The organism is Sphingomonas ginkgonis, from assembly GCF_003970925.1.
GTDB lineage: Bacteria > Pseudomonadota > Alphaproteobacteria > Sphingomonadales > Sphingomonadaceae > Sphingomicrobium > Sphingomicrobium ginkgonis.
In genome coordinates this window covers 2,846,604-2,869,729 of record NZ_RWJF01000001.1, presented here as the reverse complement: position 1 = coordinate 2,869,729, position 23,126 = coordinate 2,846,604, and the positions used below count along the sequence as shown (strand labels likewise).

20 protein-coding genes are annotated in these 23,126 nt (G+C 66.4%); 14 read left to right on the top strand and 6 right to left on the bottom strand.

Annotated elements, in window-relative coordinates; translation table 11 throughout:
* The first annotated feature begins 96 nt into the window (after positions 1-96).
* From mdh to odhB, 5 genes are all read left to right on the top strand, one after another.
* Positions 97-1,059 (top strand): malate dehydrogenase, encoded by a 963-nt coding sequence (gene mdh, locus HMF7854_RS13820; protein ID WP_126719731.1) that lies wholly within the window; start codon positions 97-99, stop codon positions 1,057-1,059.
* Positions 1,059-1,535, top strand: coding sequence for a hypothetical protein (locus tag HMF7854_RS13815; RefSeq protein ID WP_126719730.1), 477 nt, complete (start codon positions 1,059-1,061; stop codon positions 1,533-1,535). Before mdh ends, HMF7854_RS13815 begins: the two co-directional genes overlap by 1 nt.
* Complete coding sequence (sucD, locus tag HMF7854_RS13810) at positions 1,536-2,420, top strand: succinate--CoA ligase subunit alpha (protein WP_126719729.1); 885 nt, start codon at positions 1,536-1,538, stop codon at positions 2,418-2,420.
* Between the two features lie 86 nt (positions 2,421-2,506).
* Positions 2,507-5,320 carry a 2-oxoglutarate dehydrogenase E1 component gene (locus HMF7854_RS13805; RefSeq protein WP_126719728.1) on the top strand — a complete coding sequence of 938 codons (2,814 nt, stop codon included), beginning with the start codon at positions 2,507-2,509 and terminating at the stop codon, positions 5,318-5,320.
* A gap of 11 nt (positions 5,321-5,331) precedes the next feature.
* Entirely contained in the window at positions 5,332-6,603 is a 1,272-nt protein-coding gene (gene odhB, locus HMF7854_RS13800) for a 2-oxoglutarate dehydrogenase complex dihydrolipoyllysine-residue succinyltransferase (protein ID WP_126719727.1), read from the top strand.
* Here odhB and HMF7854_RS13795 read toward each other — a convergent pair.
* Positions 6,600-7,547, bottom strand: a complete 948-nt coding sequence (locus HMF7854_RS13795; RefSeq protein WP_126719726.1) for a glucokinase — start codon at positions 7,545-7,547, stop codon at positions 6,600-6,602. The two genes, odhB and HMF7854_RS13795, sit on opposite strands and share 4 nt — an antisense overlap.
* A gap of 131 nt (positions 7,548-7,678) precedes the next feature.
* On the opposite strand from HMF7854_RS13795, the gene lpdA reads away from it, so the two are divergent.
* Positions 7,679-9,076, top strand: coding sequence for a dihydrolipoyl dehydrogenase (gene lpdA / locus HMF7854_RS13790; protein ID WP_126719725.1), 1,398 nt, complete (start codon positions 7,679-7,681; stop codon positions 9,074-9,076).
* 69 nt (positions 9,077-9,145) lie between these two features.
* Complete coding sequence (locus HMF7854_RS13785) at positions 9,146-9,442, top strand: DUF1905 domain-containing protein (RefSeq protein WP_126719724.1); 297 nt, start codon at positions 9,146-9,148, stop codon at positions 9,440-9,442.
* A gap of 16 nt (positions 9,443-9,458) precedes the next feature.
* Here HMF7854_RS13785 and HMF7854_RS13780 read toward each other — a convergent pair whose 3' ends face one another.
* Entirely contained in the window at positions 9,459-9,998 is a 540-nt protein-coding gene (locus tag HMF7854_RS13780; RefSeq protein ID WP_126719723.1) for a GNAT family N-acetyltransferase, read from the bottom strand.
* The gene (sppA, locus tag HMF7854_RS13775; protein ID WP_126719722.1) at positions 9,983-11,860 is read right to left on the bottom strand and encodes a signal peptide peptidase SppA; all 1,878 of its coding nucleotides are present in this window, start codon (positions 11,858-11,860) and stop codon (positions 9,983-9,985) included. Before sppA ends, HMF7854_RS13780 begins: the two co-directional genes overlap by 16 nt.
* A gap of 128 nt (positions 11,861-11,988) precedes the next feature.
* On the opposite strand from sppA, the gene HMF7854_RS13770 reads away from it, so the two are divergent.
* Positions 11,989-13,377, top strand: coding sequence for an MATE family efflux transporter (locus tag HMF7854_RS13770; RefSeq protein WP_126719721.1), 1,389 nt, complete (start codon positions 11,989-11,991; stop codon positions 13,375-13,377).
* Between the two features lie 2 nt (positions 13,378-13,379).
* Here the strand turns inward: HMF7854_RS13770 and HMF7854_RS13765 are convergent, their stop codons facing one another.
* Complete coding sequence (locus tag HMF7854_RS13765; protein WP_126719720.1) at positions 13,380-14,492, bottom strand: NADH:flavin oxidoreductase; 1,113 nt, start codon at positions 14,490-14,492, stop codon at positions 13,380-13,382.
* 402 nt (positions 14,493-14,894) lie between these two features.
* On the opposite strand from HMF7854_RS13765, the gene HMF7854_RS13760 reads away from it, so the two are divergent.
* Positions 14,895-16,649 (top strand): ABC transporter ATP-binding protein, encoded by a 1,755-nt coding sequence (locus tag HMF7854_RS13760; RefSeq protein ID WP_126719719.1) that lies wholly within the window; start codon positions 14,895-14,897, stop codon positions 16,647-16,649.
* Positions 16,650-16,673: 24 nt separating this feature from the next.
* Here HMF7854_RS13760 and HMF7854_RS13755 read toward each other — a convergent pair whose 3' ends face one another.
* Positions 16,674-17,213 carry a L,D-transpeptidase family protein gene (locus HMF7854_RS13755; RefSeq protein ID WP_239016994.1) on the bottom strand — a complete coding sequence of 180 codons (540 nt, stop codon included), beginning with the start codon at positions 17,211-17,213 and terminating at the stop codon, positions 16,674-16,676.
* 205 nt (positions 17,214-17,418) lie between these two features.
* On the opposite strand from HMF7854_RS13755, the gene groES reads away from it, so the two are divergent.
* Together groES and groL are read left to right on the top strand one after the other, a co-directional pair.
* A complete protein-coding gene (groES, locus tag HMF7854_RS13750) occupies positions 17,419-17,706 on the top strand; it encodes a co-chaperone GroES (RefSeq protein WP_126719718.1) in 288 nt (95 codons plus the stop codon).
* Positions 17,707-17,780: 74 nt separating this feature from the next.
* Positions 17,781-19,427: a chaperonin GroEL gene (gene groL / locus HMF7854_RS13745; protein WP_126719717.1), complete on the top strand. Its 1,647-nt coding sequence runs from the start codon at positions 17,781-17,783 to the stop codon at positions 19,425-19,427.
* 290 nt (positions 19,428-19,717) lie between these two features.
* On the opposite strand, the gene HMF7854_RS13740 is transcribed toward groL, so the two are convergent.
* Positions 19,718-19,993 carry a circumsporozoite protein gene (locus HMF7854_RS13740; protein ID WP_239016993.1) on the bottom strand — a complete coding sequence of 92 codons (276 nt, stop codon included), beginning with the start codon at positions 19,991-19,993 and terminating at the stop codon, positions 19,718-19,720.
* 202 nt (positions 19,994-20,195) lie between these two features.
* Between HMF7854_RS13740 and HMF7854_RS13735 the strand changes: the two genes are divergently transcribed.
* From HMF7854_RS13735 to HMF7854_RS13725, 3 genes are read left to right on the top strand one after another with little or no spacing between them, the layout of a single operon-like run.
* Positions 20,196-21,158, top strand: a complete 963-nt coding sequence (locus tag HMF7854_RS13735) for an ArsR/SmtB family transcription factor (protein ID WP_239017048.1) — start codon at positions 20,196-20,198, stop codon at positions 21,156-21,158.
* The gene (metF, locus tag HMF7854_RS13730) at positions 21,155-22,081 is read left to right on the top strand and encodes a methylenetetrahydrofolate reductase [NAD(P)H] (protein WP_126719716.1); all 927 of its coding nucleotides are present in this window, start codon (positions 21,155-21,157) and stop codon (positions 22,079-22,081) included. The genes HMF7854_RS13735 and metF overlap by 4 nt, the downstream gene beginning before the upstream one ends.
* The gene (locus tag HMF7854_RS13725) at positions 22,078-23,121 is read left to right on the top strand and encodes a homocysteine S-methyltransferase family protein (protein ID WP_126719715.1); all 1,044 of its coding nucleotides are present in this window, start codon (positions 22,078-22,080) and stop codon (positions 23,119-23,121) included. Before metF ends, HMF7854_RS13725 begins: the two co-directional genes overlap by 4 nt.
* Positions 23,122-23,126 lie beyond the last annotated feature (5 nt).

Genomic DNA, 23,126 nt, shown 5'->3' with positions numbered 1-23,126 from the left:
GGTTGCCCCTCCCGCGGCATGGGGTTAAGGCGCCGCCTGCATGCCGCCCGCCCGGTGCGGCCTTTCGCTAGACAGACAAAGGGACAGGACGCCCCCATGGCTCGCAAGAAGATCGCCCTCATCGGCGCCGGCAACATCGGCGGTACCCTCGCTCACCTCGCCGCGATAAAGGAACTCGGCGACATCGTCCTGTTCGACGTCGTCGAGGGCGTGCCGCAGGGCAAGGCGCTCGATCTCAGCCAGTGCGGTCCGGTCGAGGGCTTCGATGCGATGATCACCGGCTCCAACGACTATGCCGACATCGCGGGCGCTGACGTCATCATCGTCACCGCCGGCGTCGCCCGCAAGCCGGGGATGAGCCGCGACGACCTGCTCGGCATCAACTTGAAGGTGATGAAGGCGGTCGGCGAGGGGATCAAGGCCAACGCTCCCGACGCCTTCGTCATCTGCATCACCAACCCGCTCGACGCGATGGTGTGGGCGCTCCGAGAATTCTCCGGCCTTCCGCACAACAAGGTCGTCGGCATGGCCGGCGTCCTCGACAGCGCGCGCTTCAGCCACTTCCTCGCCGAGGAGTTCGGCGTGTCGGTCCGCGACGTGAACAGCTTCGTGCTTGGCGGCCATGGCGACACGATGGTTCCGGTCGCGGCCTATTCGACGGTCAACGGCATCCCCGTGCCCGATCTCATCAAGATGGGCCTGTCGACGCAGGAGCGGATCGACGCCATCGTCAAGCGCACCCGTGGCGGCGGCGGCGAGATCGTCGCGCTGCTGAAGACCGGCTCGGCCTATTACGCCCCGGCGACCAGCGGCATCGCAATGGCCGAGGCCTATCTCGGCGACCAGAAGCGGATCCTGCCCTGCGCCGCCTTCGTCGACGGCCAGTATGGCGTCGACGGCCTCTACGTCGGCGTGCCGGTGATGATCGGCGCGGGCGGCGTCGAGAAGATCATCGAGATCGAGCTCGACGCGGAAGCGAAGAAGAATCTCGAGGTCAGCGTCGACGCGGTCAAGGAGCTTCTCGATGCGTGCAAGCAGATCGACAGCTCGCTGGCTTGATGTTCCTGACCGCCTTACTCGTTACGAGCCTTGCCAGTTCGGCGGCAGGTGCATCGCAGCTAAAGCCGGCGAGCGTTGAAGACGTGGTCGCGGCGGCGATGACTTGCCTTGACGCCACGACTTCGAAGGGTCCGGAAGTGTCGCGCCTCGCGGCCGCTGGCTGGGTCGAAGCTCTCGACAGTGCGGGTAGACCGGTAACTCGCGGTGGCCATCTCTTCCGAAAGCCCAACATTAGCGCCGAGATCGCTGCAGTCGGACCCGTATGTAGTTTAGTGGCCCCCGTGGCTAGCTTCGATGATGTTAAGGCCACGCTATCGGGCGTCGATGATGCAGTTCACCCGGATCGCTTCAAAAAAGTGGACCGGGGAATTCTATTTCAAAAGGGTTCTCATAATCTCTTGTTCTTCGTTGGATCGCCAAGCGTAAAGGCACCTGCAGCGGTCCGCATCGATGTTACAAATATGGAAAGTCATTGAATGAGCATTCTCGTCAACAGGAACACCCGCGTCATCACCCAGGGCATGACCGGCGAGACAGGCACTTTCCACACCCAGCAGGCACTCGCCTACGGGACCCAGATGGTCGGCGGCGTCACCCCGGGGAAGGGCGGCACGACCCACCTCGACCTGCCCGTGTTCGACACCGTCCATGAGGCGGTCGAGAAGACCGGGGCCGACGCAAGCGTCATCTACGTCCCGCCGCCCTTCGCCGCGGACTCGATCCTCGAGGCGGTCGACGCCGAGGTGCCGCTCATCGTCTGCATCACCGAAGGCATCCCGGTGCTCGACATGGTCCGCGTCAAGCGCGCGCTGTCGGGGTCGAAGTCGCGGCTGATCGGTCCCAACTGCCCGGGCGTGCTGACGCCCGACGAGTGCAAGATCGGGATCATGCCCGGCAACATCTTCAAGAAGGGCAGCGTCGGGGTCGTCTCGCGCTCTGGCACGCTGACCTACGAGGCGGTGTTCCAGACTACGAACGAGGGCCTCGGCCAGACCACCGCGGTCGGGATCGGCGGCGATCCGGTCAAGGGCACCGAATTCATCGACATGCTCGAGATGTTCCTGGCCGACGACGAAACCAAGTCGATCATCATGATCGGCGAGATCGGCGGCTCGGCCGAGGAGGACGCGGCGCAATTCCTCGCCGACGAGGCGAAGCGCGGGCGCTCCAAGCCGACCGTCGGCTTCATCGCCGGCCGCACCGCCCCGCCGGGACGCCGCATGGGCCACGCCGGCGCGATTGTGTCGGGCGGCAAGGGCGATGCGGAGTCGAAGATCGCGGCGATGGAAGCCGCTGGAATTCGCGTGTCGCCGAGCCCATCTGAGCTGGGCAGCACGCTGACCGAGCTGCTCAAGGGCTAGTTAGCCGCCAGGAGCTGGGTCTGCGATTGCGCGATTGCGCTATAGTAGCTTGAGACCCCGGCGTATCTGGGGCGACGAGGACGGACATGGACGAGCTTTTCGAGATCGAGCAGGGACCGAGCTGGGAGCGGGCCAACTGGCCGCTGTCGGAGCTGGACGAGATCAATCTCGGGCTGGATCCGACCGAGGCGGTGATCGAGAAGGTGGCGCCCAAGGCCGCGGCCGCCACCGGCGCTGCTGATCCCGAGAGCGTCCGCAAGGCCGCGGAAGACAGCATCCGCGCCCTGATGCTGATCCGCACCTATCGGGTTCGCGGCCATCTTGCCGCACAGCTCGATCCGCTCGGGCTCACCAAGCGCGAGCTGCCCGCCGATCTCACGCCCGAGTGGCACGGCTTTACCGGTGCCGATCTCGACCGGCCGATCTACATCGGCGGCGCGCTCGGGCTCGAGACGGCAACGGTCCGCGACATTGTCGGGATCCTCCAGGCCAATTACTGCGGCCATGTCGGCCTTGAATATATGCACATCAACGACACGGAGGAGCGTCGCTTCCTCCAGGATCGGATGGAGGGCAAGGACAAGGAGATCGTCTTTACGCCGGAAGGCAAGCAGGCGATTTTCGAGAAAGTCATGCAGGGCGAGCAGTGGGAGAAATTCCTCGCCCGCAAATATGTCGGGACCAAGCGGTTCGGCCTCGACGGCGGCGAGTCGATGATCCCGGCGCTCGAGGCGATCATCAAATATGGCGGCCAGTACGGCGTCGAAGAGATTGCCGTCGGCATGGCGCATCGCGGACGGCTCAACGTCCTCGCCAACGTCATGGGCAAGCCGTACCGCGCCATCTTCAACGAATTTGCCGGGGGCAGCGCCAATCCCGACGACGTCGGCGGATCGGGCGACGTCAAGTACCACCTTGGCACCTCATCGGACCGCGAATTCGACGGGATCAAGGTCCACCTTTCGCTGCTCGCCAACCCCTCGCATCTCGAAGCGGTCGATCCGGTCGTGCTCGGCAAGGTTCGCGCGGTGCAGGTGATCAAGCAGGACCCGGACGGCGACAAGGTGCTGCCAATCCTGCTTCACGGCGACGCTGCCTTTGCCGGCCAGGGGATCGTCGCGGAATGCTTCGGCTTCTCCGGCCTCCCCGGCTATGGGACCGGCGGGACCATTCATTACGTCATCAACAACCAGGTGGGCTTCACCACCAGCCCGCAGTTCGCGCGCTCCTCGCCCTACCCGAGCGATATAGCCAAGTCGGTCCAGGCGCCGATCCTCCACGTCAACGGCGACGATCCGGAGGCGGTGACCTTCTGCTGCAAGCTCGCGATCGAATTCCGGCAGAAGTTCAACCGCGACATCGTCATCGACATGTGGTGCTATCGCCGCTTCGGGCACAACGAGGGCGACGAGCCGAGCTTCACCCAGCCGCTGATGTATGCGGCAATCAAGAGCCACCCGCCGGTGAGCGAGCTCTACGGGCGCAAGCTGATCGAGCAAGGCGTTGTCGACCAGGCGTGGATCGACGAGCATACCAAGCAGTTCATCGCGCTGCTTGAAGGCGAGTTCGACGCGGGCGCCAGTTACATCCCCAACAAGGCGGACTGGTTCGAGGGCCGCTGGGCCGGTCTTGGGCGACCGAAGGCCAAGATCGAGGAGCGCCGCAATACCGCGACCGCGATCGACGATGCGGAGTTCGACCGCATCGGCAAGGCGCTGACGATCGTTCCCGAAGGCCTCACCATCCACAAGACGCTTGGCCGCGTGCTCGATGCGAAGCGTGCGATGTTCGACAGCGGCGAGGGGTTCGACTGGGCGACCGCCGAGGCGCTCGCCTACGGGTCGCTGGTCGCCGAGGGCCAGAACGTCCGCCTGTCCGGCCAGGACAGCGGCCGAGGGACCTTCTCGCAGCGGCACGCTGTGTGGGTCGACCAGACCGACGGCCACAAGTTCGTCCCGCTGACCACGATCGACGGCGGTCGGTTCGAGGTGCGCGATTCGCCGCTCAGCGAATTCGGCGTGCTCGGCTTCGAATATGGTTATTCGCTTGCCGACCCGCAGACCCTCGTCTTGTGGGAGGCGCAGTTTGGCGACTTTGCCAATGGCGCGCAGGTCATCGTCGACCAGTTCATCGCGTCGGCCGAGAGCAAATGGCTGCGCGCGAGCGGCCTTGTGATGCTTCTGCCTCATGGCTTTGAAGGGCAGGGGCCCGAGCACAGTTCGGCCCGGCTCGAGCGCTATCTCCAACTCTGCGCCGACGACAATCTCCAGGTCGCCAACTGCACCACGCCGGCGAACTATTTCCACATTCTCCGCCGCCAGCTCCGCCGCGACTTCCGCAAGCCGCTGATCATGATGACGCCGAAATCGCTGCTCCGGCACAAGCTGGCGGTCTCGACCCGCGCGGACTTTGTCGGCGACAGCCATTTCCGGCGCATCGTCTCCGACCTAAACCCGCCTGCAGCGGGGGAAGCGAAGCGACTCGTGCTCTGCTCGGGGAAGATCGGTTACGAACTGATCGAGGCGCGCGACGCGGCCGGATCGACCGACACCGAGGTGGTTCGCATCGAGCAGCTGTATCCTTTCCCGTCGGAGCCGCTGATCCGGCGCCTTCAGGTCATGCCGAAGCTGGAAGAGCTGGTGTGGTGCCAGGAGGAGCCGAAGAACAACGGCAGCTGGTTCTTCGTCGAGTCCTACCTTGAAGAATGCCTGAAGGCAGCCGGTAAGAGCTTTCGCCCGCGCTACGCCGGGCGGGCCGCTTCGGCCTCGCCGGCGACCGGTCTCGCCCGGCGCCACCTTGCCGAGCAGGCGCGCCTCATCGGCGACGCGCTTGGCACGCCGCCCATCACCAACAAGGCCGTCGAGCGCAATCAGCCGCCGGCCCAAACCGCGACTGCCTGAGAAGGACCGAAATGGGTATCGAGGTCAAAGTCCCGACGCTGGGCGAATCCATCACCGAGGCGACGCTCGGCCAGTGGCTCAAGAAGCCGGGCGATGCGGTTGCCGCCGACGAGCCGATCGCCAGCTTGGAGACTGACAAGGTCAGTGTCGACGTTCCCTCGCCGGTCGCCGGCGTGTTCGGCGATCCGCTGGTCAAGGAAGGTGACACGGTCGGCGTCGGTGCCGTGATCGCGACCGTGAACGAAGGGAGCGCCGGCGCTGCTCCGGCCGCAAATGTCGCCACCCAGCCGGCCTCGTCTCCCACGTCCGCACCAACCCCGGCCCAGCCTGCTGTCGCGCCGAGCAACGGCGAGCTGACGGATGCGCAGGCGGCCGACCTCCGCCTGTCGCCCGCCGTTCGTCGTGCGGTGCTTGAAGCACATATCGACCCGAGCAGCATTAGAGGCAGCGGCAAGGACGGCCGGCTGACCAAGGATGACGTGCTTCAGGCGGCGCAGGCGAAGAAGTCTCCTTCGCCGGCAGAGTCGCAGGGGGCCGCGCCGACCAATTCGTCGGCGCCCGCCGCGGCGGTTCCGACACCGGGCCGCAACGAGGAGCGGGTCAAGATGACCCGCCTTCGCCAGACGGTCGCCCGCCGCCTCAAGGAAGCGCAGAACACCGCCGCCCTGCTAACGACGTTCAACGACGTCGACATGACCGAGGTGATCGCCGCCCGGGCCCGCTACAAGGACCTGTTCGAGAAGAAGCACGGCATCCGGCTTGGCTTCATGGGCTTCTTCGTGAAGGCGGCGGCGCTCGCCGCGCGCGACGTGCCGGCGGTCAACGCCAGCATCGAGGGCGACGAGATCGTCTACCGCGACTATCTCGACGTCTCGGTAGCGGTCTCCGCGCCCAAAGGCCTCGTCGTTCCGGTGATCCGCTCCGCCGACCGGATGGGCTTCGCTGAGATCGAGAAGGCAATCGCCGGCTTCGGCAAGAAGGCCAAGGACGGCACGCTGACCCAGGCCGACATGACCGGGGGCACCTTCACCATCTCCAATGGCGGCGTTTTCGGCTCGCTGCTGTCGACCCCGATCATCAACCCGCCGCAGTCGGCGGTGCTCGGCATGCACCGGATCGAGGAGCGGCCGGTGGTCAAGGACGGGCAGATCGTCGCCCGGCCGATGATGTACCTCGCGCTGAGCTACGACCATCGGCTGATCGACGGTCGCGAGGCGGTGACCTTCCTCGTTCGGATGAAGGAAGCGATCGAGGATCCGACCCGGCTGCTGATCGACCTCTAGGCGGCGGCGCGCAATCCCGACGGCCGGTCCTGCGCCAGCCGCTGGGCAATCCCGGCCAGCACCGCCTCGTGCTGGTCGACCCGCCACACCGGCGCCGCGCCCACCAGCCGGCTGAACCGGCGCCGGGCGCTGAACTCCTGGTCAAACGCCATGCGGTTGCCGGGCTCCAGCATGCGGGCGGCCCGGGACCCGGTGATCATCATCCCCTGCCAGGCGCCGAAGCTATGCATCAGGTTGATGGCGAAGCGGCCGAGCAGCCCGGTCTGCAGCCGCGCCCTGTCGGGCTCCGGCAGTTCGGGCAGCGCCTTGCTCCACAGCGGGTCGAACCGGTCAAGCATCAGCATCATTTCCCAGCTGACCATGGCGGCGGTTCCCCGCACGGCCTTGGCGAGCCGCTCCTCCCGCTCATTGGCGGGGGCAAACTCCATGTGCCCGCCCTCGGTCTCCAGCACGCGAGCACCCGAGTCCCGGTCGACGTCGACGATGGCGGCGCCCAGACCTTCCTCGACCATGATCATGCCGTAGCGCCCCGGCCGGCCGAAGCTCGGCGTGCCGATCCCGCGGACGGGCACGATGTTGGCTGTTCCGGAGCGGGTCGCCCATGCTCGGGCGGCGACATCGTTGAGAATGACCGGCGGGTGGCCGAGCACCGCCTCCAACCCAGCCCGGCTAATCGTCCACCGGGAGCGGACAAGCGAGATCGTCTCACCGCTCGCCGCTCCGGCAATCGCGATCCCGCAGCGCAGCCCGCTCAGCGGCACGTTCTTCTCTCGCTCGAAGCGCTGCAGCACGTCGGTGAAGGTAGGTATGCCGGCAATGCCGATTTCGTGAACGACGCCGAGGTGAGGCTGGGCCGAAGGCGACACCGTTGCGAGCCTCACCGCCCCTTCGTGCGAAGCCTCGATCAGCAGCCAAGGCCGCTCGCCTTCCATGACAGGACGCATGACAACTACCCTCTCTCAGGCTGATAGCGCTAACACCACATCGGTTAAGGTGTGGTTGATCGATGCGTGCGGGTTGCGGCCCAAGAGGGAGGATCCTAAGTCGCCCTCGAATTCTTTCATCGGAGCGGTTGATGGCCGAGGGCTTTGACTTTGACGTAATCGTGATCGGCGCTGGCCCTGGGGGCTACGTAGCGGCGATCCGTGCCGCGCAGCTCGGCCTCAAGACCGCCTGCGCGGAGAGCCGCGAGACCTTGGGCGGGACCTGCCTCAATGTCGGCTGCATTCCCTCCAAGGCGTTGCTCCACGCCTCCGAGCTGTTTGAGGAGGCGCATGCCGGTGCGCTCGCCAAGTTCGGGATCGAGATCCAAGGCGCGTCGCTCAACCTCGACCAGATGCATGCTGAGAAGGCCAAGGCGGTCAAGGAACTGACCGGCGGCATCGAGTTTCTGTTCAAGAAGAACAAGGTCGAATGGCTCAAGGGCCAAGCCCGCTTCAACGACGCGCACAGCCTCACCGTCGGCGACCGTACCGTCACCGCCAAGAACATCGTGATCGCCACCGGCTCGTCGGTCACCCCGCTGCCTGGCGTGACGATCGACAACCGGCGGATCGTGGATTCCACCGGCGCGCTGGCGCTACCCGAGGTGCCGAAGAAGCTGGTCGTCATCGGCGGCGGCGTGATTGGGCTCGAACTCGGCTCGGTCTGGCGCCGGTTGGGCGCCGAGGTCATCGTGGTCGAGTTCCTCGACGAGATCCTCCCCGGGATGGATGCCGAGGTCCGCAAGGAAAGCGCCAAGATCTTCAAGAAGCAAGGCTTCGAGCTGCGAACCGGGACAAAGGTCACCGGCGCCGAGGCAAGCGATACGGGTGTCCGGCTGACCGTCGAGCCGTCGAAGGGCGGCGCTGCCGAGACGCTCGACGCCGACTATGTCCTCGTCGCCATCGGGCGCCGCCCGAACGTTGAGGGCCTCGGGCTCGACAAGATCGGTCTCCAGCAGAACAATCGCGGTCAGGTCGAGACCGACCACGACTTCCGCACCAGAGTCGACGGCGTGTGGGCAATCGGCGACGTGATCCCCGGCCCGATGCTCGCCCACAAGGCGGAAGACGAAGGCGTCGCCGTCGCGGAGAACATCGCGGGCCAGACCGGCATCGTGAACCATGCGGTGATCCCGTCGGTCGTCTACACCCACCCGGAGATCGCCGGCGTTGGACTGACCGAGGAGGACGCCCGCAAGGAGGGCGAGGTCAAGGTCGGCAAGTTCCCCTTCATGGCCAACAGTCGCGCAAAGACCAATCGCGACACCGACGGCTTCGTGAAGGTGATCGCCGACGCCAAGTCCGACCGCGTGCTCGGGGTCTGGATCATCTCCTCGCTCGCCGGCACGATGATCGCCCAAGCCGCGCAGGCGATGGAATTTGGCGCCACCAGCGAGGACATCGCCTACACCTGCCACGCCCACCCGACCCATTCGGAGGCGCTCAAGGAAGCGGCGATGGCGGTTCAGGGCAAGCCGATCCACATCTAGTCGGCAGCTACCAAGGCCTCCGTAACCGGTTCGTTGCGGAGGCTTCTGAAGGTGGTCACAACGGCAGCGATGCTGGCCCGATTTCGATTTGACGCGACGATCATCAAATGGCGTGGCCCGGCGCCCTACTTGTTCGTGCCTGTTCCCGACGAATTCGCAGGCGAGATCCGCTACGCGGCGAGGATCGTGAGCTATGGCTGGGGCGTCATTCCGGTCGAGGCGACCCTCAACGCCGTGGCGTTCACCACGTCATTGTTCCCGCGAGGCGACACCTATTTGCTTCCGGTGAAGATGGCGGTGCAGAGGGAGGCCCGGGTCGGACTTGATGACGATGTTGCCGTGGTGATCGAGATCCGGGCTCGCTGACCGGCCGTCGACGGCGTCATCCCAGTTCGGCGAAGGGCCGGATCTCGGCGGGAGCTTCCGCCCGCTCGCCGAGGTCGCACTGCCAGCGGCCGACGTCGACCCATTCGCCCTGCTTGAACCCGATCGCCCGATAATGGCCGGCAGGGCGGAATCCGAGCTTCTCGTGCAGCCGGATGCTGGAGGGATTGGGCAGCGCGATGGTTCCGATCGCCGCGCTGTAGCCCTGCAGCCGGAGCAGCTCGAGCAAGGTCCCGAGCAGCTCGGTTCCGAGCCCCCGACCCTGCGCCGCCGCCGCCAGATAGATGCCGACCTCGCAGGTCCAGCGATAGGCGCTGCGCAGGTGATAGGGGGTCGCGCATGCGTAGCCGAGCGCCGCTCCCGACTCCTCCGCGATCAGCCAGGGATGGTGCGGCGACCCCATCCGCGCCCGCATCTCGGCCGTGCCGGGAGCGATTTCCTCGAAGGTGATCCGCGTGGCCCTGACATAGGGCGCGTAGATTTCGGCAATGGCGGCGGCGTCGCCGGCCGTTGCTAGCCGGATCAGCGCAGCAGCCATGCGAGCAGCATCTCGGCCATCCCCTTTGGCGTTCCGCCCGGTGCCGGCGCGACGGACATGGGTCCGCAATCGAGGCAGCGTACCTGCACGGTCGGGCCAGTCAGGATCGCGTGCGTGTCGGCCAGCGCCTGAACCATGATCCGCTGTGGATCGGCGCGGAGCACGGCAAAAGCGTCGGTGCTGCTACCGCCGTCGTCGTCGCCCTCGCCGCGGAACAGCTGCGAGATCCGCTCGCGGAAGGTAGCGGGGCGTTCGAGATAGGTCACGTCGCGGTCGTCGGCGGCGAGTCCAGCAAGGTCGCCAGCTTTGGCGATCGCCGCATCCATCCCGCCGAACTGGTCGATGAGCCCAAGCTGCCGAGCCGCGCCGCCGGGCCAGACACGACCTTGCGCAATGGCGTTCACCTGCTGCGGCGACTTGCGCCGGGCGTCAGCGACGATGCGGAGGAAATGGGCGTAGATGTTGTTGACGCCCGCCTGGACCAGCTGCCCAGCCTCCGGCGAGGGACCGGTCAGCAGGTTGGGCTCGCCCGACAATGGAGTCGTCTTGATCCCGTCGGCACCGAGCCCAAGCTTCTGCAGGCTGCCCTGGAAGCTCGGCAGAATCCCGAACACCCCGATCGAGCCGGTGATCGTCGACGGTTCGGCGAAGACGTAATTCCCCGCGGTTGAGACCCAGTAGCCGCCCGATGCCGCGACATTGCCCATCGAAACAACGACCGGGATCCTGCGCGCGCGGGCCTCGAACAGCGCTTCGCGGATTCGCTCTGAACCCGTGACCGAGCCGCCGGGACTGTCTACCCGGACCACCAAGGCCTTCAACCCGCCCTTGCGCAAGCCGCGCTCAATCGCGCCGGCGATGCTCTCGCCGCCCGCCGTACCGAGCGGGGCGCGGCCGTCGACGATGGTACCCGCAACGGTAACCACCCCGATCGGAGCCTTCCCGTCGTCCTTGACCTTGTCGGCGACGTAGGAGTCCAGCCGCACCCGCTTGTAGCCGCCCGGTTGCTTCAGATCCTCGCCGCCGAGCTGCGCCAGGCGAGCCTCAAAGCCGGAGCGCTCGCCGAGTTTGTCGACGAGCTTGAGCCCGAGTGCCGCGCGCCCGAAGTCGCCGCCCGAGCCGGCGACGAGTTGCGGGAGCTGCGACTGATACTGGACGACTTGGGCCGCCGGCCGCACGCGCCGGACCTCGTCGCGCCAGCTTTCGAGCAACGAGTCGCCGAGCGCCTGCGAATTCTGCTTGGCTTCCGGCGATGCATCGCTGCGGATGTAGGGCTCCACCGCCGCCTTGTAGGTCCCGACGCGGTAGACGTTGGCGGTGACCCCCAGCTTGTCGAGCAGTCCCTTGTAGTAAAGCTGGCTGCCGCCCGGGCCGGGGATCAGCACCTGGCCGAGCGGGTTCATCCACACTTCCGACGCGTGGGCGGCGAGCTGGTAGCCGTCGTCGTCATAGCTGGTCGCATAGGCGAGCACCGGCTTGCCGGCGCGCCTGATCGTGTCGAGCGCGCTGCCGACCTCGCCCAGCGCCGCCTGGCCACCGCCGCCGAACCGGTCGAGATCGAGCGCGACCGCCTTCACCCGGTCATCGCGAGCGGCGGCGAGAAGGGCGGCGCGGACGTCGCGCAGGCGATATTCGCGGCGCGGGTCCGCGCTTCCGGACGCCAGTGCAATCGGATCCGTAGCCGACGGCTGCTCGACGATTGGCCCGTTGAGCGCGAGCAGCAGCACGCCGTCGCCGACCTTGGGCGTGGGATGGAGCGTCAGAGCGACATAGAGGAGGCCGAAAAAGAGCAGCATGAAAAGGAGGACCAAACCGTCCTTGATCCCGACGAGCAGCTTCCACAGGCCGCGAACGAACCCCATGCGTGTCTCCTTCTGTCGCTCGCGTTAAACGATGCTGCGACGCAAGGCGAGCGGAGAGCGCCGGTAAGCCGGTCGCTTCGACGAATGACCATTGCCTTGCCTCCGCCCGGCTTCCAAAGGCGACCGCCATGGGGGATGCTGGCAAGGTCGACAGTTTCGGAGCCGAACTCCAGGCAACTTTGCGGCTGGCCGGTCCGCTGGTCCTGACCCAGCTCGTCCAGACCGGTATCTATACTACGGACGTGATCATGATCGGGCGGCTGGGCTCGCTTCCGCTGGCTGCCTCGGCGCTGGCGGTCAGCCTGTTGTCCGGCTTCTTCTTCTGCGGCACCGGCCTGATGAGCGCCGCGGCGCCGATCATGGCCGCTGCGCTCGGCCGCGATCGGGCCGGGGCCGGGGAGACGCTCCGCGCGACGTTCCACGGCGGCGTCCAGCTGGCGCTGCTCTACTCGGCCGCGCTGTGGCTGCTGCTGTGGAACGGCGAACGGCTGATGCTGCTGTTCGGGCAGGCGCCCGCGCTCGCCGCAACCGGCGGCGCTTTCCTGCGCCTGCTGATGTGGACCATGCTCCCCAACCTGCTGCTGGTCCTGCTCCGCGCCACGCTGGCGACGCTCGGCCGGCCAGGACCGGCGCTATGGGTTATGATCGGCGGGCTGCTTCTCAACGCGCTCGGCAACTATGGGCTGATCTTCGGTCATTTCGGGCTCCCGGCGCTCGGCCTGCCCGGGTCGGCCCTGGCGAGCGTGATCTCGGCGAGCGCGATGGTGCTCCTGCTCGGCCTCTATGTCGCGCGCTCCGGCCTAACGCGCGACTTCCGGCTATGGCACGGCGTGCTTCGCTTCGAGCCGGCGCGGATGGCCGCCATTGCGCGGCTCGGGGTCCCAATCGCGGTGACACTGGCGTTCGAGGTCAGCATCTTCAGCGCCGCCATCTACTTCATGGGGTGGATCGACACGGTCAGTGTCGCGGCGCACGCGATCGCACTGCAAATCGCCTCGGTGACCTTCATGGTCCCACTCGGGCTGAGCCAGGCCACGGTGGTCCGGGTCGGGCTTGCCTTTGGCGCCCGCGACTGCGTGGCGATCGGCCGCGCCGGCTGGGCGTCGCTGCTGCTGGCAATGTTATTCATGACCATTGCCGCGGGCACGATCTGGGCGATTCCGCGCCCGCTGGCCGCGCTCTTTCTCGATCGCCAGCTGAGCGGCAGCACGGCGGTCCTCGACCTTGCCGTCCGGTTCCTCACGATCGCCGCGCTGTTCCAGCTCGCCGACGGGGCGCAGGTGGTCGGCGCCGCCATGCTGCGGGGGCTGCATGACACGCGTGTGCCGATGCTCTTCGCACTGGTGGGCTACTGGCTCGTCGGCCTGGGCGGCGGCTATGCGCTCGCCTTCAACGCTGGCTGGCGCGGGGAGGGGATCTGGGCCGGTCTGGCGCTCGGTTTGGCGGTCGTCGCCGTGCTGATGATCGCGCGGTGGAGCTGGCGCGAACGGCTCGGCCTGACGCCAACTGCCGCCTGAGCTCAGACCAGCTCGGACAGCAGGCTGGGGTGGAAGCCCCGAAGCTGGTCGAATGCCTCGCGGCGGACCTTCTCCACCCAGGCAGGGTCGCTGATCAGCGCGCGTCCGACCGCAATGAGGTCGAACTCATCGTGCTCCATGCGCTCGATCAGTTGGTCGAGGCCGGTACTGGTTGATGTCTCGCCGCGGAACGCGGAGACGAACTCGCCCGACAGGCCGACCGAGCCGACGCTGATCGTCGTCGCGCCGGTGAGCTTCTTCGCCCAGCCGGCGAAGTTGAGCCCGTGCTCGCCGTCGATGTCGGCGAATTCCGGCTCCCAGAAGCGGCGCTGCGAGCAGTGAAGAATGTTGGCTCCGGCCTCGACCAGCGGACCGAGCCAATCCTCCATCAAGGTCGGAGTCTCGGCCAGACGCGCGCCATAGTCCTGCTGCTTCCATTGGCTGACCCGCAGCGCGAGCGGATAGTCGGGACCGACGGCGGCGCGGACCGCGGCGATCACCTCCGCGGCGAAGCGCGACCGCTCGCGGATCGAGGCGCCTCCGTAGCGGTCGTCGCGCTCGTTGGTCCCGCCCCAGAAGAACTGGTCGATAAGGTAGCCGTGCGCGCCGTGCAGCTCGACCATGTCGAAGCCGAGCCGCTGCGCGTCGGCCGCGGCGCTCGCGAACGCCGCCACGGTGTCGGCGATATCCTCCTCGCTCATTGCGCCGCCGCGCGGCTTGCCGGGGGCGAGCAGCCCCGACGGGCTCTCGACCGGCTGCTCCGGCTCCCACCGGCTCGGTCCGCGGGTCGAACCGGTATGCCAGATCTGCGGGCCCATCCGGCTGCCGGCCGCATGCACCGCGTCGATCACGCCCTTCCACCCAGCCAGCGCCTGATCGCCGTGGAAGAAGGGAATGCCGGTCTCGTTGCGCGAGGCCGGCCGATCGATCACCGTGCCCTCCGACAGGATCAGCCCGACCCCACCCTCGGCACGCCGGCGGTAGTAAGCTGCGTTCGCCGGTCCCGGCACCCCTTCAGGCGCGAAAACGCGGGTCATGGGCGCCATGACGATGCGGTTCTGGACGGTGAGCGAACCGATGGTTAGCGGGCGGAACAGGATGTCGGTGGAGGCCATGGGCGGGGTATCTCTTGAGCAGCAAGGGTAGAAGGTGCGGTGAGGTCACCTCGTGGGGGAGGTGGCGGATTTCAAGCGGACAATTCGCTACACGGCGCGAGGTGCGGACGTGCCATGTGACTTACCGAACTATTGCTGGCGTCTAAGGCGAACAATGGTATCGCGCGATGATCCATTAACCGTCCTGCCGGCGTTTGGGGCCACATTCCGCGATGTCAAACACCAGCACCGGCAGTCTTGGGTTGAGGCCGACGCTGCTTCGCTCCGCAGCCCAGGCCGCTTGACCCTCAATCTTCGCCTCGACTTCTTGCCCGCTGGCAAGAAACTGCGGCGCTCGTCGGCGCAGGTACAGCTTCAAAACCGCTGCGCTGGTGAGTGGTTTACCCGGACCTGGCAGGTCGCATGATTGAATCCCAAACCGCAGAGCGTCGGGGGCACGACCTGCAGGTGCTCTGGCGCGGGCTTCCGTCTGCCCGCAAGTTTCAGACGCTCGGGACGGCGTTACTCGTGCTGGCCGGCGCACTGGCCGAGGTGCTGACGGTCGGGTCGCTCCTGCCGCTGCTCGCGCTCCTGACCAACTCCGACCAACTCGGCCGGGTTCCGTTTGTCGGCGCTGCGCTGCTGCGGATGTCGCACCAGCCCGGCGGCGACAGGATGGTTGTCGGTCTCTTCGCACTCACCTTCGTCGTGAGCGGTGCGGTTCGCCTTTGGCTGACCTACGCCGTCCAGGCGACTGCCTTTGGCGCAAGCCGCGATATAACGACCGTCGCCTTCGCAAAGGTCGTTCGTCAGCCCTATCCCTTCTACAATCGGGCACACAGCGCCGACCTTATCGGGCGGTTCGAGAAGATTTACAGCCTCGCTTATAACGTGATCCTCAATGCCATGCAGGGCAGCGCCGCGCTCGTGCTCTGCGTCGCGCTCTTGGCGCTGCTTCTGATCGTCGACCCAAGGACCGCGCTCATCGGAGGCGGCCTGCTGGTGTCGGCATACCTCCTTGTCAGCCTTCTGGTGAGGCGCTCCCTGCAGTTGAACGCAGTATCTGTTGCCGAGGCTTGGGGAGACCGGGTGAGGGCGCTTCAAGAGGCCCTCGGCGGCATCCGCGACATCCTGCTCGACCGCAGCCAAGCCGTGTTCGAACAGCGGATGGCGCGGGCCGCGGACCAGGCCCGCTATGCCATGGTCCGCAACAGCTTCATCAACTTTGCCCCGCGCATCGTCGTTGAGACCGTGCTCATGCTCTTCGTCGCGGGCTTCGGTTACTATCTTAGCCAGCAGCCGGGCGGCTTCGCCGGCTCGTTGCCGTCGCTAGGGGTCATGGCCCTGGGTGCCATGCGCCTGCTGCCGCAGGTCCAGACCGCGTTCCAGGGCTGGTCCTCGTTTGCCGGCAACCAGCAGACCATCAGGGACGTCGCCGACCTGCTGCGGCTGCCGGATCACGCGCAGGTGACGCCGGAGCGCAGCGGACTGTTCGCCGATCGTCTGGAACTCCACGGCCTCGAGTTCGGCTTCGACGATCGGCCCGTGCTCCGGAACCTGGATCTGTCTATTCGCCGCGGCGAGCGGATCGGAATTGTCGGGCCGACCGGATCCGGCAAGAGTACGCTCATGGACCTGCTGCTCGGGCTGCTCCAGCCGCAGCAGGGGACGGTTTCCGTCGATGGCAAGGTCCTCGACGAGGCACGCCGAGCCTGGTGGCAGACCCAGGTCGCGCACGTGCCGCAGCAGATCTTCCTGCTCGACGCGAGCATCCGCGCCAACGTGGCGTTCGCGGTGCCGGAGGCGGCGGTGGACGACGCGCTGGTCACTTCTTCGCTCCGGGCCGCCGGCTTGGCCGACTTCGTCGCCACCTTACCGCAGGGTGCTCAGACCGCGGTGGGGGAGGGCGGCGCCCGGCTCTCCGGCGGCCAGCGCCAGCGCATCGGCATCGCGCGGGCTCTATATAAGCGCGCCTCGCTCTTGATCTTCGATGAAGCGACCAGCGCGCTCGACACCGCCACCGAGCGGTCGGTCATGGAAGCGATCGACAACCTGCCGGGTGACATCACCGTGGTGCTGATCGCCCACCGCCTGTCGACCCTTGCCAATTGTGACCGGATCATTGCGCTTGATGGCGGCCGGATCGCGCGGATCGTTAATTCGATCGACGAGCTCTGACGCTCGCAGGACCGATCGGGTCGCTCAGCTTTCGACGAAGACCCGGTCGCCGACCTTTGTCGTCGCGAACAGCTTCTCGGCGAACTTCATTGGCAAGCGGATGCAGCCATGGCTAGCCGGATAGCCGGGCAGTTCGCCGCCGTGCATCGCAACCCCGTACCAGTTCAGCCGCTGCATGAAGGGCATCGGCGCGGCGCTATACTTGTTCGACTTGTGGAAGCGATCCTTTTCCAGGATCGGGAAGTAGCCGGCCGGGCTCTCGCGCCCGACCATGCCGCTCGAGATCGTAGTCGCCCCAATCAGGGAGCCTCCGCGATAGACCCACGCCATCTGCTGCGACAGGTTGACGACGACGTCAGTCGGCCCGGTCGACTTGCTTGGCGTCCATTTCCACTCGCCGTTGCGCAGCCCAAGGACGCCCCACTTGGCGGTCATCGCCTGCCGCGCCTTGGCCGTGTAGCCCCAATCGACCCGGGCGGGCGCCTGGGCGACCTTGGGCGGGCTCATACTGCAGCCGGCGGAGAGCGTGGCGCACAGCGCCGCGATGATCATGGTCTTGCGCATGGTTGCTGCGATTCCGCCCGCTGCCTGAACTGCAGATTGACAGCCCCGCTCGAGTGGCTTCGCAATCAGCCATGAAAACGAGTTCCCGCGGGGTGTTGACTAGTTGGTTTCCGCTCCCCAAATGCGCGGCGTCGCTGGCACTCCCATCTCGTGAGTGCCAGCCGTTCGTTCATCTTGAGAGCAACCACGAAGAGGGGCTTCAATCATGGGTTTCAGGCCGCTTCACGACCGCGTTCTTGTCGAGCGCATCGAAGCTGAGGAAAAGACTGCGGGCGGGATCATCATCCCCGACACCGCCAAGGAAAAGCCCCAGGAGGGCAAGGTCGTTGCCGTCGGCACCGGCGCACGCAGCGAGGACGGCAAGGTCACGCCGCTCGACGTCAAGGAAGGCGATCGGATCCTGTTCGGCAAGTGGTCGGGCACCGAGGTCAAGGTCGACGGCAAGGACCTGCTGATCATGAAGGAAAGCGACATCCTCGGGATCGTCGCCTGACCTCATTCCCTCGCGCGCCCGCGCGCGTGGTGACCGTGAACATTGTGAACATTCGAACCTGAAAGGGTAGCCAGATGGCAGCCAAGGACGTGAAATTCAGCCGTGACGCCCGCGAGCGCATTCTCCGCGGCGTCGATATCCTCGCCGACGCGGTCAAGGTGACGCTCGGCCCCAAGGGCCGCAACGTCGTCATCGACAAGAGCTTCGGCGCGCCGCGCATCACCAAGGATGGCGTCACCGTCGCCAAGGAGATCGAGCTCAAGGACAAGTTCGAGAACATGGGCGCCCAAATGGTGCGCGAAGTGGCCTCGAAGACCAACGACCTCGCCGGCGACGGCACCACCACCGCCACCGTGCTCGCCCAGGCGATCGTCCGCGAGGGCATGAAGTCGGTCGCGGCCGGCATGAACCCGATGGATCTGAAGCGTGGCATCGACCAGGCCGTCACGAAGGTCGTCGAGGACCTCAAGGGCCGTTCCAAGCCGGTCGCCGGCTCGCAGGACATCGCTCAGGTCGGCATCATCTCGGCCAACGGCGACCGTGAAGTCGGCGAGAAGATCGCCGAGGCGATGGACAAGGTCGGCAAGGAAGGCGTGATCACCGTCGAGGAAGCGAAGGGTCTCGATTTCGAGCTCGACGTCGTCGAGGGCATGCAGTTCGACCGCGGCTACCTCTCGCCCTACTTCATCACCAACCCGGAAAAGATGCAGGTCGAGCTCACCGATCCCTACATCCTCATCCACGAGAAGAAGCTGTCGAACCTGCAGGCGATGCTCCCGATCCTGGAAGCGGTCGTCCAGTCGGGTCGTCCGCTGCTGATCATCGCTGAGGACATCGAGGGCGAAGCGCTGGCGACCCTGGTCGTCAACAAGCTGCGCGGCGGCCTCAAGGTCGCGGCGGTCAAGGCCCCGGGCTTCGGCGATCGCCGCAAGGCGATGCTCGAGGACATCGCGATCCTGACCGGCGGCGAGATGATCTCCGAGGATCTCGGGATCAAGCTCGAGAACGTCACCCCGGCAATGCTCGGCACCGCCAAGCGCGTCACCATCGACAAGGACAACACCACCCTCGTCGATGGCGCGGGTGAGAAGTCCGGGATCGAGGGCCGGGTTGGCGCGATCCGTCAGCAGATCGAAGTCACCACCAGCGACTATGACCGCGAGAAGCTCCAGGAACGTCTCGCCAAGCTCGCCGGCGGCGTGGCCGTGATCAAGGTCGGCGGCGCCACCGAGGTCGAGGTGAAGGAGCGCAAGGACCGCGTCGACGACGCGCTCCACGCGACCCGCGCCGCGGTCGAGGAAGGGATCGTCCCGGGCGGCGGCACCGCGCTGCTCTACGCCACCAAGGCGCTCGACAACCTCAAGGGCCAGAACGACGACCAGACCCGCGGGATCGACATCATCCGCAAGGCGATCGAGACCCCGCTGCGCCAGATCGCCCAGAACGCGGGCGTCGACGGCGCCGTCGTCGCGGGCAATCTGCTCCGCGAGGGTGACCAGACGCAGGGCTTCAATGCCGCGACCGATACCTACGAGAACCTGGTTCAGGCCGGCGTGATCGACCCGACCAAGGTCGTCCGCACCGCGCTCCAGGACGCGGCCTCGGTCGCCGGTCTCCTCATCACCACCGAGGCGACCATCGCCGAAGTGCCCGAGGACAAGCCGGCGATGCCGATGGGCGGCGGCGGCGGCATGGGTGGCATGGGCGGCATGGACTTCTAAGCGAAATCCTCAGCCGCTCGGCACACCTGCCGAGTTGTTTAAAAGCGGGTCGGGCGCCGAGGCGTCCGGCCCTTTTTCTTGGTCCAACTCCCGCTCGGTCTGGTTGAGGCGGAGGCTCTCCTCGGCCGACGGGGCAGGCGGACGCGCGTCCCGGCGGCAGGCTGGGCCGGCCAGCAACAGCGCGAAGAGGACAAGATGTCGCACCGGCTCAGGCTACCAGCGGCAGGGCACAAAGAAAAAGGGCCGCCCGGTCGCCCGGACGGCCCTCTTCTGAACCGATAAGCCTGAGCTTACTGGATGTTGCCGGCGTTGCTCACCGCGTTCGCGGTGTTGTCGGCAACGTTCGACGCCGCATTGCCGGCATCCGAAACCGAGTTCGCGGCATTGTCTAGCGCGTTGTCGGCTACGTTAGCGGCGTTTGCGCTGTCGTTGACGGCGGCGGTCGCGTCGGCGTTCGCCTCCATCTCGGCGCTGTTCACGGCGCTGGCGTTGTTGTCCGGAGCATTGTTATGGCACGCGGCCAAGCCCAGCGACAGGACGAGAGCGGTCAGGGCAACCTTCTTCATGATCGTTCCATTCCTTGCATTATGACCCCGAAGGGGCACCAAGCTCGGCCCGTCGCACGAAAACGTCAGGCCAGCACGCCATGTAAAGGCTAGTGATCGGCTAGGCAATTCCCTTTTGCGACGAACCGAAGGCACGGCTTACACAGAAGTGACGCAGTTCTTTCGATTGACATATAAAGATATCTTTATATCCTTATTTGACGTGACCACTGACCTTCCTCTTGCCGATCGCTTCCAGGCGCTGGCCGACCCGACCCGCCTGCGCATCGTTGCGCTTCTTCGGGCGATGGAACTGTCGGTCGGTGAGCTGGCTCAGGTGCTGGCGCAAAGTCAGCCGCGCGTGTCGCGGCACATCAAGATTCTTGGCGACGCCGGGCTGGTCGAGCGCCGCAAGGAAGGCAGTTGGGTTTTTCTCAACCTCGTGCCCGAGGCGGAACCCGACCAGCTCTTCGCGCTCCTCGACGGTTGGTCCGACGAGGCGAGCCGCTCTGCCTTCGTTGCCGACGGGGCCCGCCTGACCGCCGTGCGCCAGGACCGTGCCGAGGCCGCCCAGCGCTTCTTCGCCGCCCGCGCGTCCGACTGGGACGATATCCGCTCGCTCCATGTGGCTGAGACCGAGGTCGAGGCGGCCATTGCCGAGCTGCTCGGGCAGGGGGCGCTCGGTCGGCTCGTCGACATCGGCACCGGCACCGGGCGCATGATCGAGCTGTTCGGCCCGCGCGCGACCAGCGCGATCGGAATCGATCGTTCGTCGGAGATGCTGCGTCTGGCGCGTGCGAAACTCGATCAGGCCGCCGTCCCGGGCGCAAGCTTCCGGCAGGGGGACATGTACGCGCTGCCGTTGCCCGACGCGGCGGCCGACATCGTGATTCTTCACCAGGTGCTCCATTACGCGCAGAACCCGGCCGCCGCGATTGCGGAGGCAGGACGCGTGCTGGCGCCCGGTGGAAGGCTGCTGGTCATCGACTTCGCCCTGCACGAGCGGGAGGATCTGCGGTCTCGCGATGCCCATGTCCGGCTCGGCTTTGCGACCGACGCGATCCGGGGCTGGCTCAAGAGCGCAGGGCTGCGCGGCGATGATACGAGGAAGCTGGAAGGTGGAGAGTTGACGGTTATGCTGTGGAGCGCATGCAAGCCGGCCAAGCGGCTGCGGGTGGCGGCATGAGCGCGGCGCTCGCCCATCGGCTCGTCGAAGAACGTCCGCCGCTGTTCGCGGGTGCGAGTGGAGACATCGACGTCAGCTTCGAATTCTTCCCGCCCAAGACTGACCGCATGGCCGAGACGCTTTGGCAGTCGATCGAGACCTTGCAGCCGCTCCAGCCGCGCTTCGTGTCGGTGACTTACGGTGCGGGCGGCTCGACCCGCGAGCGGACCCACGCCACCGTCGAACGGATCGCCCGCGAGACGACCCTTCCGGCCGCCGCGCATCTTACCTGCGTCAATGCCAGTCGCGACGAGCTCGACGCCATCGCGCGCGACTATTGGAATATCGGCGTGCGCCACATCGTTGCGCTGCGCGGCGATCCGCCCGAGGAAGGCGCCACCTATGCCGCACGGGAGGACGGCTATGCCGATGCTGCCGCGCTGGTAGCTGGCCTCAAGCAGGTGGCCCCCTTCGAGATCAGCGTCGCCTGCTATCCCGAGACCCACCCGCAGGCGAACTGTCCCGACAGCGACCTCGACAATCTCGCGCGCAAGGTCGACGCGGGGGCTGATCGGGCGATCAGCCAGTTCTTCTTTTCCGCCGACGCCTTCTTCCGCTTCCGCGATCGGGTTGCCGCCCGCCGCATCGACGTGGAGATCGTCCCCGGCATTCTCCCGGTCAGCAACGTCTCCCAGACTCGCAAGTTCGCAGGCCAGTGCGGCGCCGAGATTCCGGCTTGGATGGATGCCATGTTCGACGGTCTGGACGAGCTTCCGGCCGCGCGTCAGCTCATCGCCGCGACGATCGCGGCCGAGCTGTGCGGCCAGCTTTACGCCGGCGGCGTCCGCCACTTCCACTTCTACACTCTCAACCGCGCCGAGCTGGCCTACGCCATTTGCCACTTGCTTGGGGTGCGCGCGAAGAAGGCGTCTGTTTCCGCATGAGTATCGCCAGTGATTTCCGCGCCGCCGCCGCGCAGCGCATCCTCGTCAAGGACGGGGCGTTCGGGACCGCCATCCAGCGCGCCAGACTGGACGAGGTGGAGTATCGCGGTTCGCTCGACTTGCCGAAGGATCAGAAGGGCAACAACGATCTCCTGAACCTCACCAATTCCTCGGTGATCAATCGGATCGCCGAGGAATATGCGCTGGCGGGCGCTGACCTGCTGGCTACCAACACGTTCAACGCCAACCGGATCAGCCAGGCCGACTACGGCGCCGAACATCTGGTTCGCGAGATGAACGTCGCCGCCGCACGGATCATTCGCGAGGTGGCGGACCGCCATAAGACGGCCGAGCGCCCGATCTTCGTTGCCGGCGCGCTCGGGCCGACCAACAAGACGCTGTCGCTGTCGCCGGACGTCAACGACCCCGCTTTTCGAGAGGTCGATTATGACGAGGTGAAGTCGGTCTATCGCGAGCAGATCGACGCACTTGTCGAGGGCGGCGTCGATTTCGTCCTGATCGAGACGGTGTTCGATACGCTGAACTGCAAGGCGGCGATCATGGCCGCGCTCGAGGCCGAGGCCGATCTTGGCCGCGAGCTGCCAATCATGGTCTCGATGACGCTGACCGACCTTAGCGGGCGCAACCTGTCGGGCCATACGGTCGAGGCCTTCTGGGCCAGCGTCCGTCATGCCCGGCCACTGACGATCGGTCTCAACTGCAGCTTCGGCGCGGCGCAGCTCCGGCCGCATCTCGCCGCCCTCGCCTCAGAGGCGGATGCGCTGGTCATGGCCTATCCCAACGCCGGGCTGCCCAACGACCTCGGAGAATATGACGAGGCGGCCGAGCAGACCGCGGCGCAGGTCGCCGAGTGGGTCGCAGAGGGGCTGATCAACATCGTCGGCGGCTGCTGCGGAACGACTGCGCAGCATATCGCGGCGATCGGCCGCGTCGTGGCCGACGCCATTCCGCGCTCGCGTCCTTCCGCCAATAAGCACACCCTGCTCGCCGGCCTCGAGCCGATGGAGCTGGCCGCGTGAGCGGC

Coding starts and splice junctions, on each gene's coding strand:
- mdh (WP_126719731.1), top strand. CDS start 97: ATGGCTCGCAAGAAGATCGCCCTCATCGGCGCCGGCAACATCGGCGGT.
- HMF7854_RS13815 (WP_126719730.1), top strand. CDS start 1,059: ATGTTCCTGACCGCCTTACTCGTTACGAGCCTTGCCAGTTCGGCGGCA.
- sucD (WP_126719729.1), top strand. CDS start 1,536: ATGAGCATTCTCGTCAACAGGAACACCCGCGTCATCACCCAGGGCATG.
- HMF7854_RS13805 (WP_126719728.1), top strand. CDS start 2,507: ATGGACGAGCTTTTCGAGATCGAGCAGGGACCGAGCTGGGAGCGGGCC.
- odhB (WP_126719727.1), top strand. CDS start 5,332: ATGGGTATCGAGGTCAAAGTCCCGACGCTGGGCGAATCCATCACCGAG.
- HMF7854_RS13795 (WP_126719726.1), bottom strand. CDS start 7,547: ATGCGTCCTGTCATGGAAGGCGAGCGGCCTTGGCTGCTGATCGAGGCT.
- lpdA (WP_126719725.1), top strand. CDS start 7,679: ATGGCCGAGGGCTTTGACTTTGACGTAATCGTGATCGGCGCTGGCCCT.
- HMF7854_RS13785 (WP_126719724.1), top strand. CDS start 9,146: ATGCTGGCCCGATTTCGATTTGACGCGACGATCATCAAATGGCGTGGC.
- HMF7854_RS13780 (WP_126719723.1), bottom strand. CDS start 9,998: ATGGCTGCTGCGCTGATCCGGCTAGCAACGGCCGGCGACGCCGCCGCC.
- sppA (WP_126719722.1), bottom strand. CDS start 11,860: ATGGGGTTCGTTCGCGGCCTGTGGAAGCTGCTCGTCGGGATCAAGGAC.
- HMF7854_RS13770 (WP_126719721.1), top strand. CDS start 11,989: ATGGGGGATGCTGGCAAGGTCGACAGTTTCGGAGCCGAACTCCAGGCA.
- HMF7854_RS13765 (WP_126719720.1), bottom strand. CDS start 14,492: ATGGCCTCCACCGACATCCTGTTCCGCCCGCTAACCATCGGTTCGCTC.
- HMF7854_RS13760 (WP_126719719.1), top strand. CDS start 14,895: ATGATTGAATCCCAAACCGCAGAGCGTCGGGGGCACGACCTGCAGGTG.
- HMF7854_RS13755 (WP_239016994.1), bottom strand. CDS start 17,213: ATGCGCAAGACCATGATCATCGCGGCGCTGTGCGCCACGCTCTCCGCC.
- groES (WP_126719718.1), top strand. CDS start 17,419: ATGGGTTTCAGGCCGCTTCACGACCGCGTTCTTGTCGAGCGCATCGAA.
- groL (WP_126719717.1), top strand. CDS start 17,781: ATGGCAGCCAAGGACGTGAAATTCAGCCGTGACGCCCGCGAGCGCATT.
- HMF7854_RS13740 (WP_239016993.1), bottom strand. CDS start 19,993: ATGAAGAAGGTTGCCCTGACCGCTCTCGTCCTGTCGCTGGGCTTGGCC.
- metF (WP_126719716.1), top strand. CDS start 21,155: ATGAGCGCGGCGCTCGCCCATCGGCTCGTCGAAGAACGTCCGCCGCTG.
- HMF7854_RS13725 (WP_126719715.1), top strand. CDS start 22,078: ATGAGTATCGCCAGTGATTTCCGCGCCGCCGCCGCGCAGCGCATCCTC.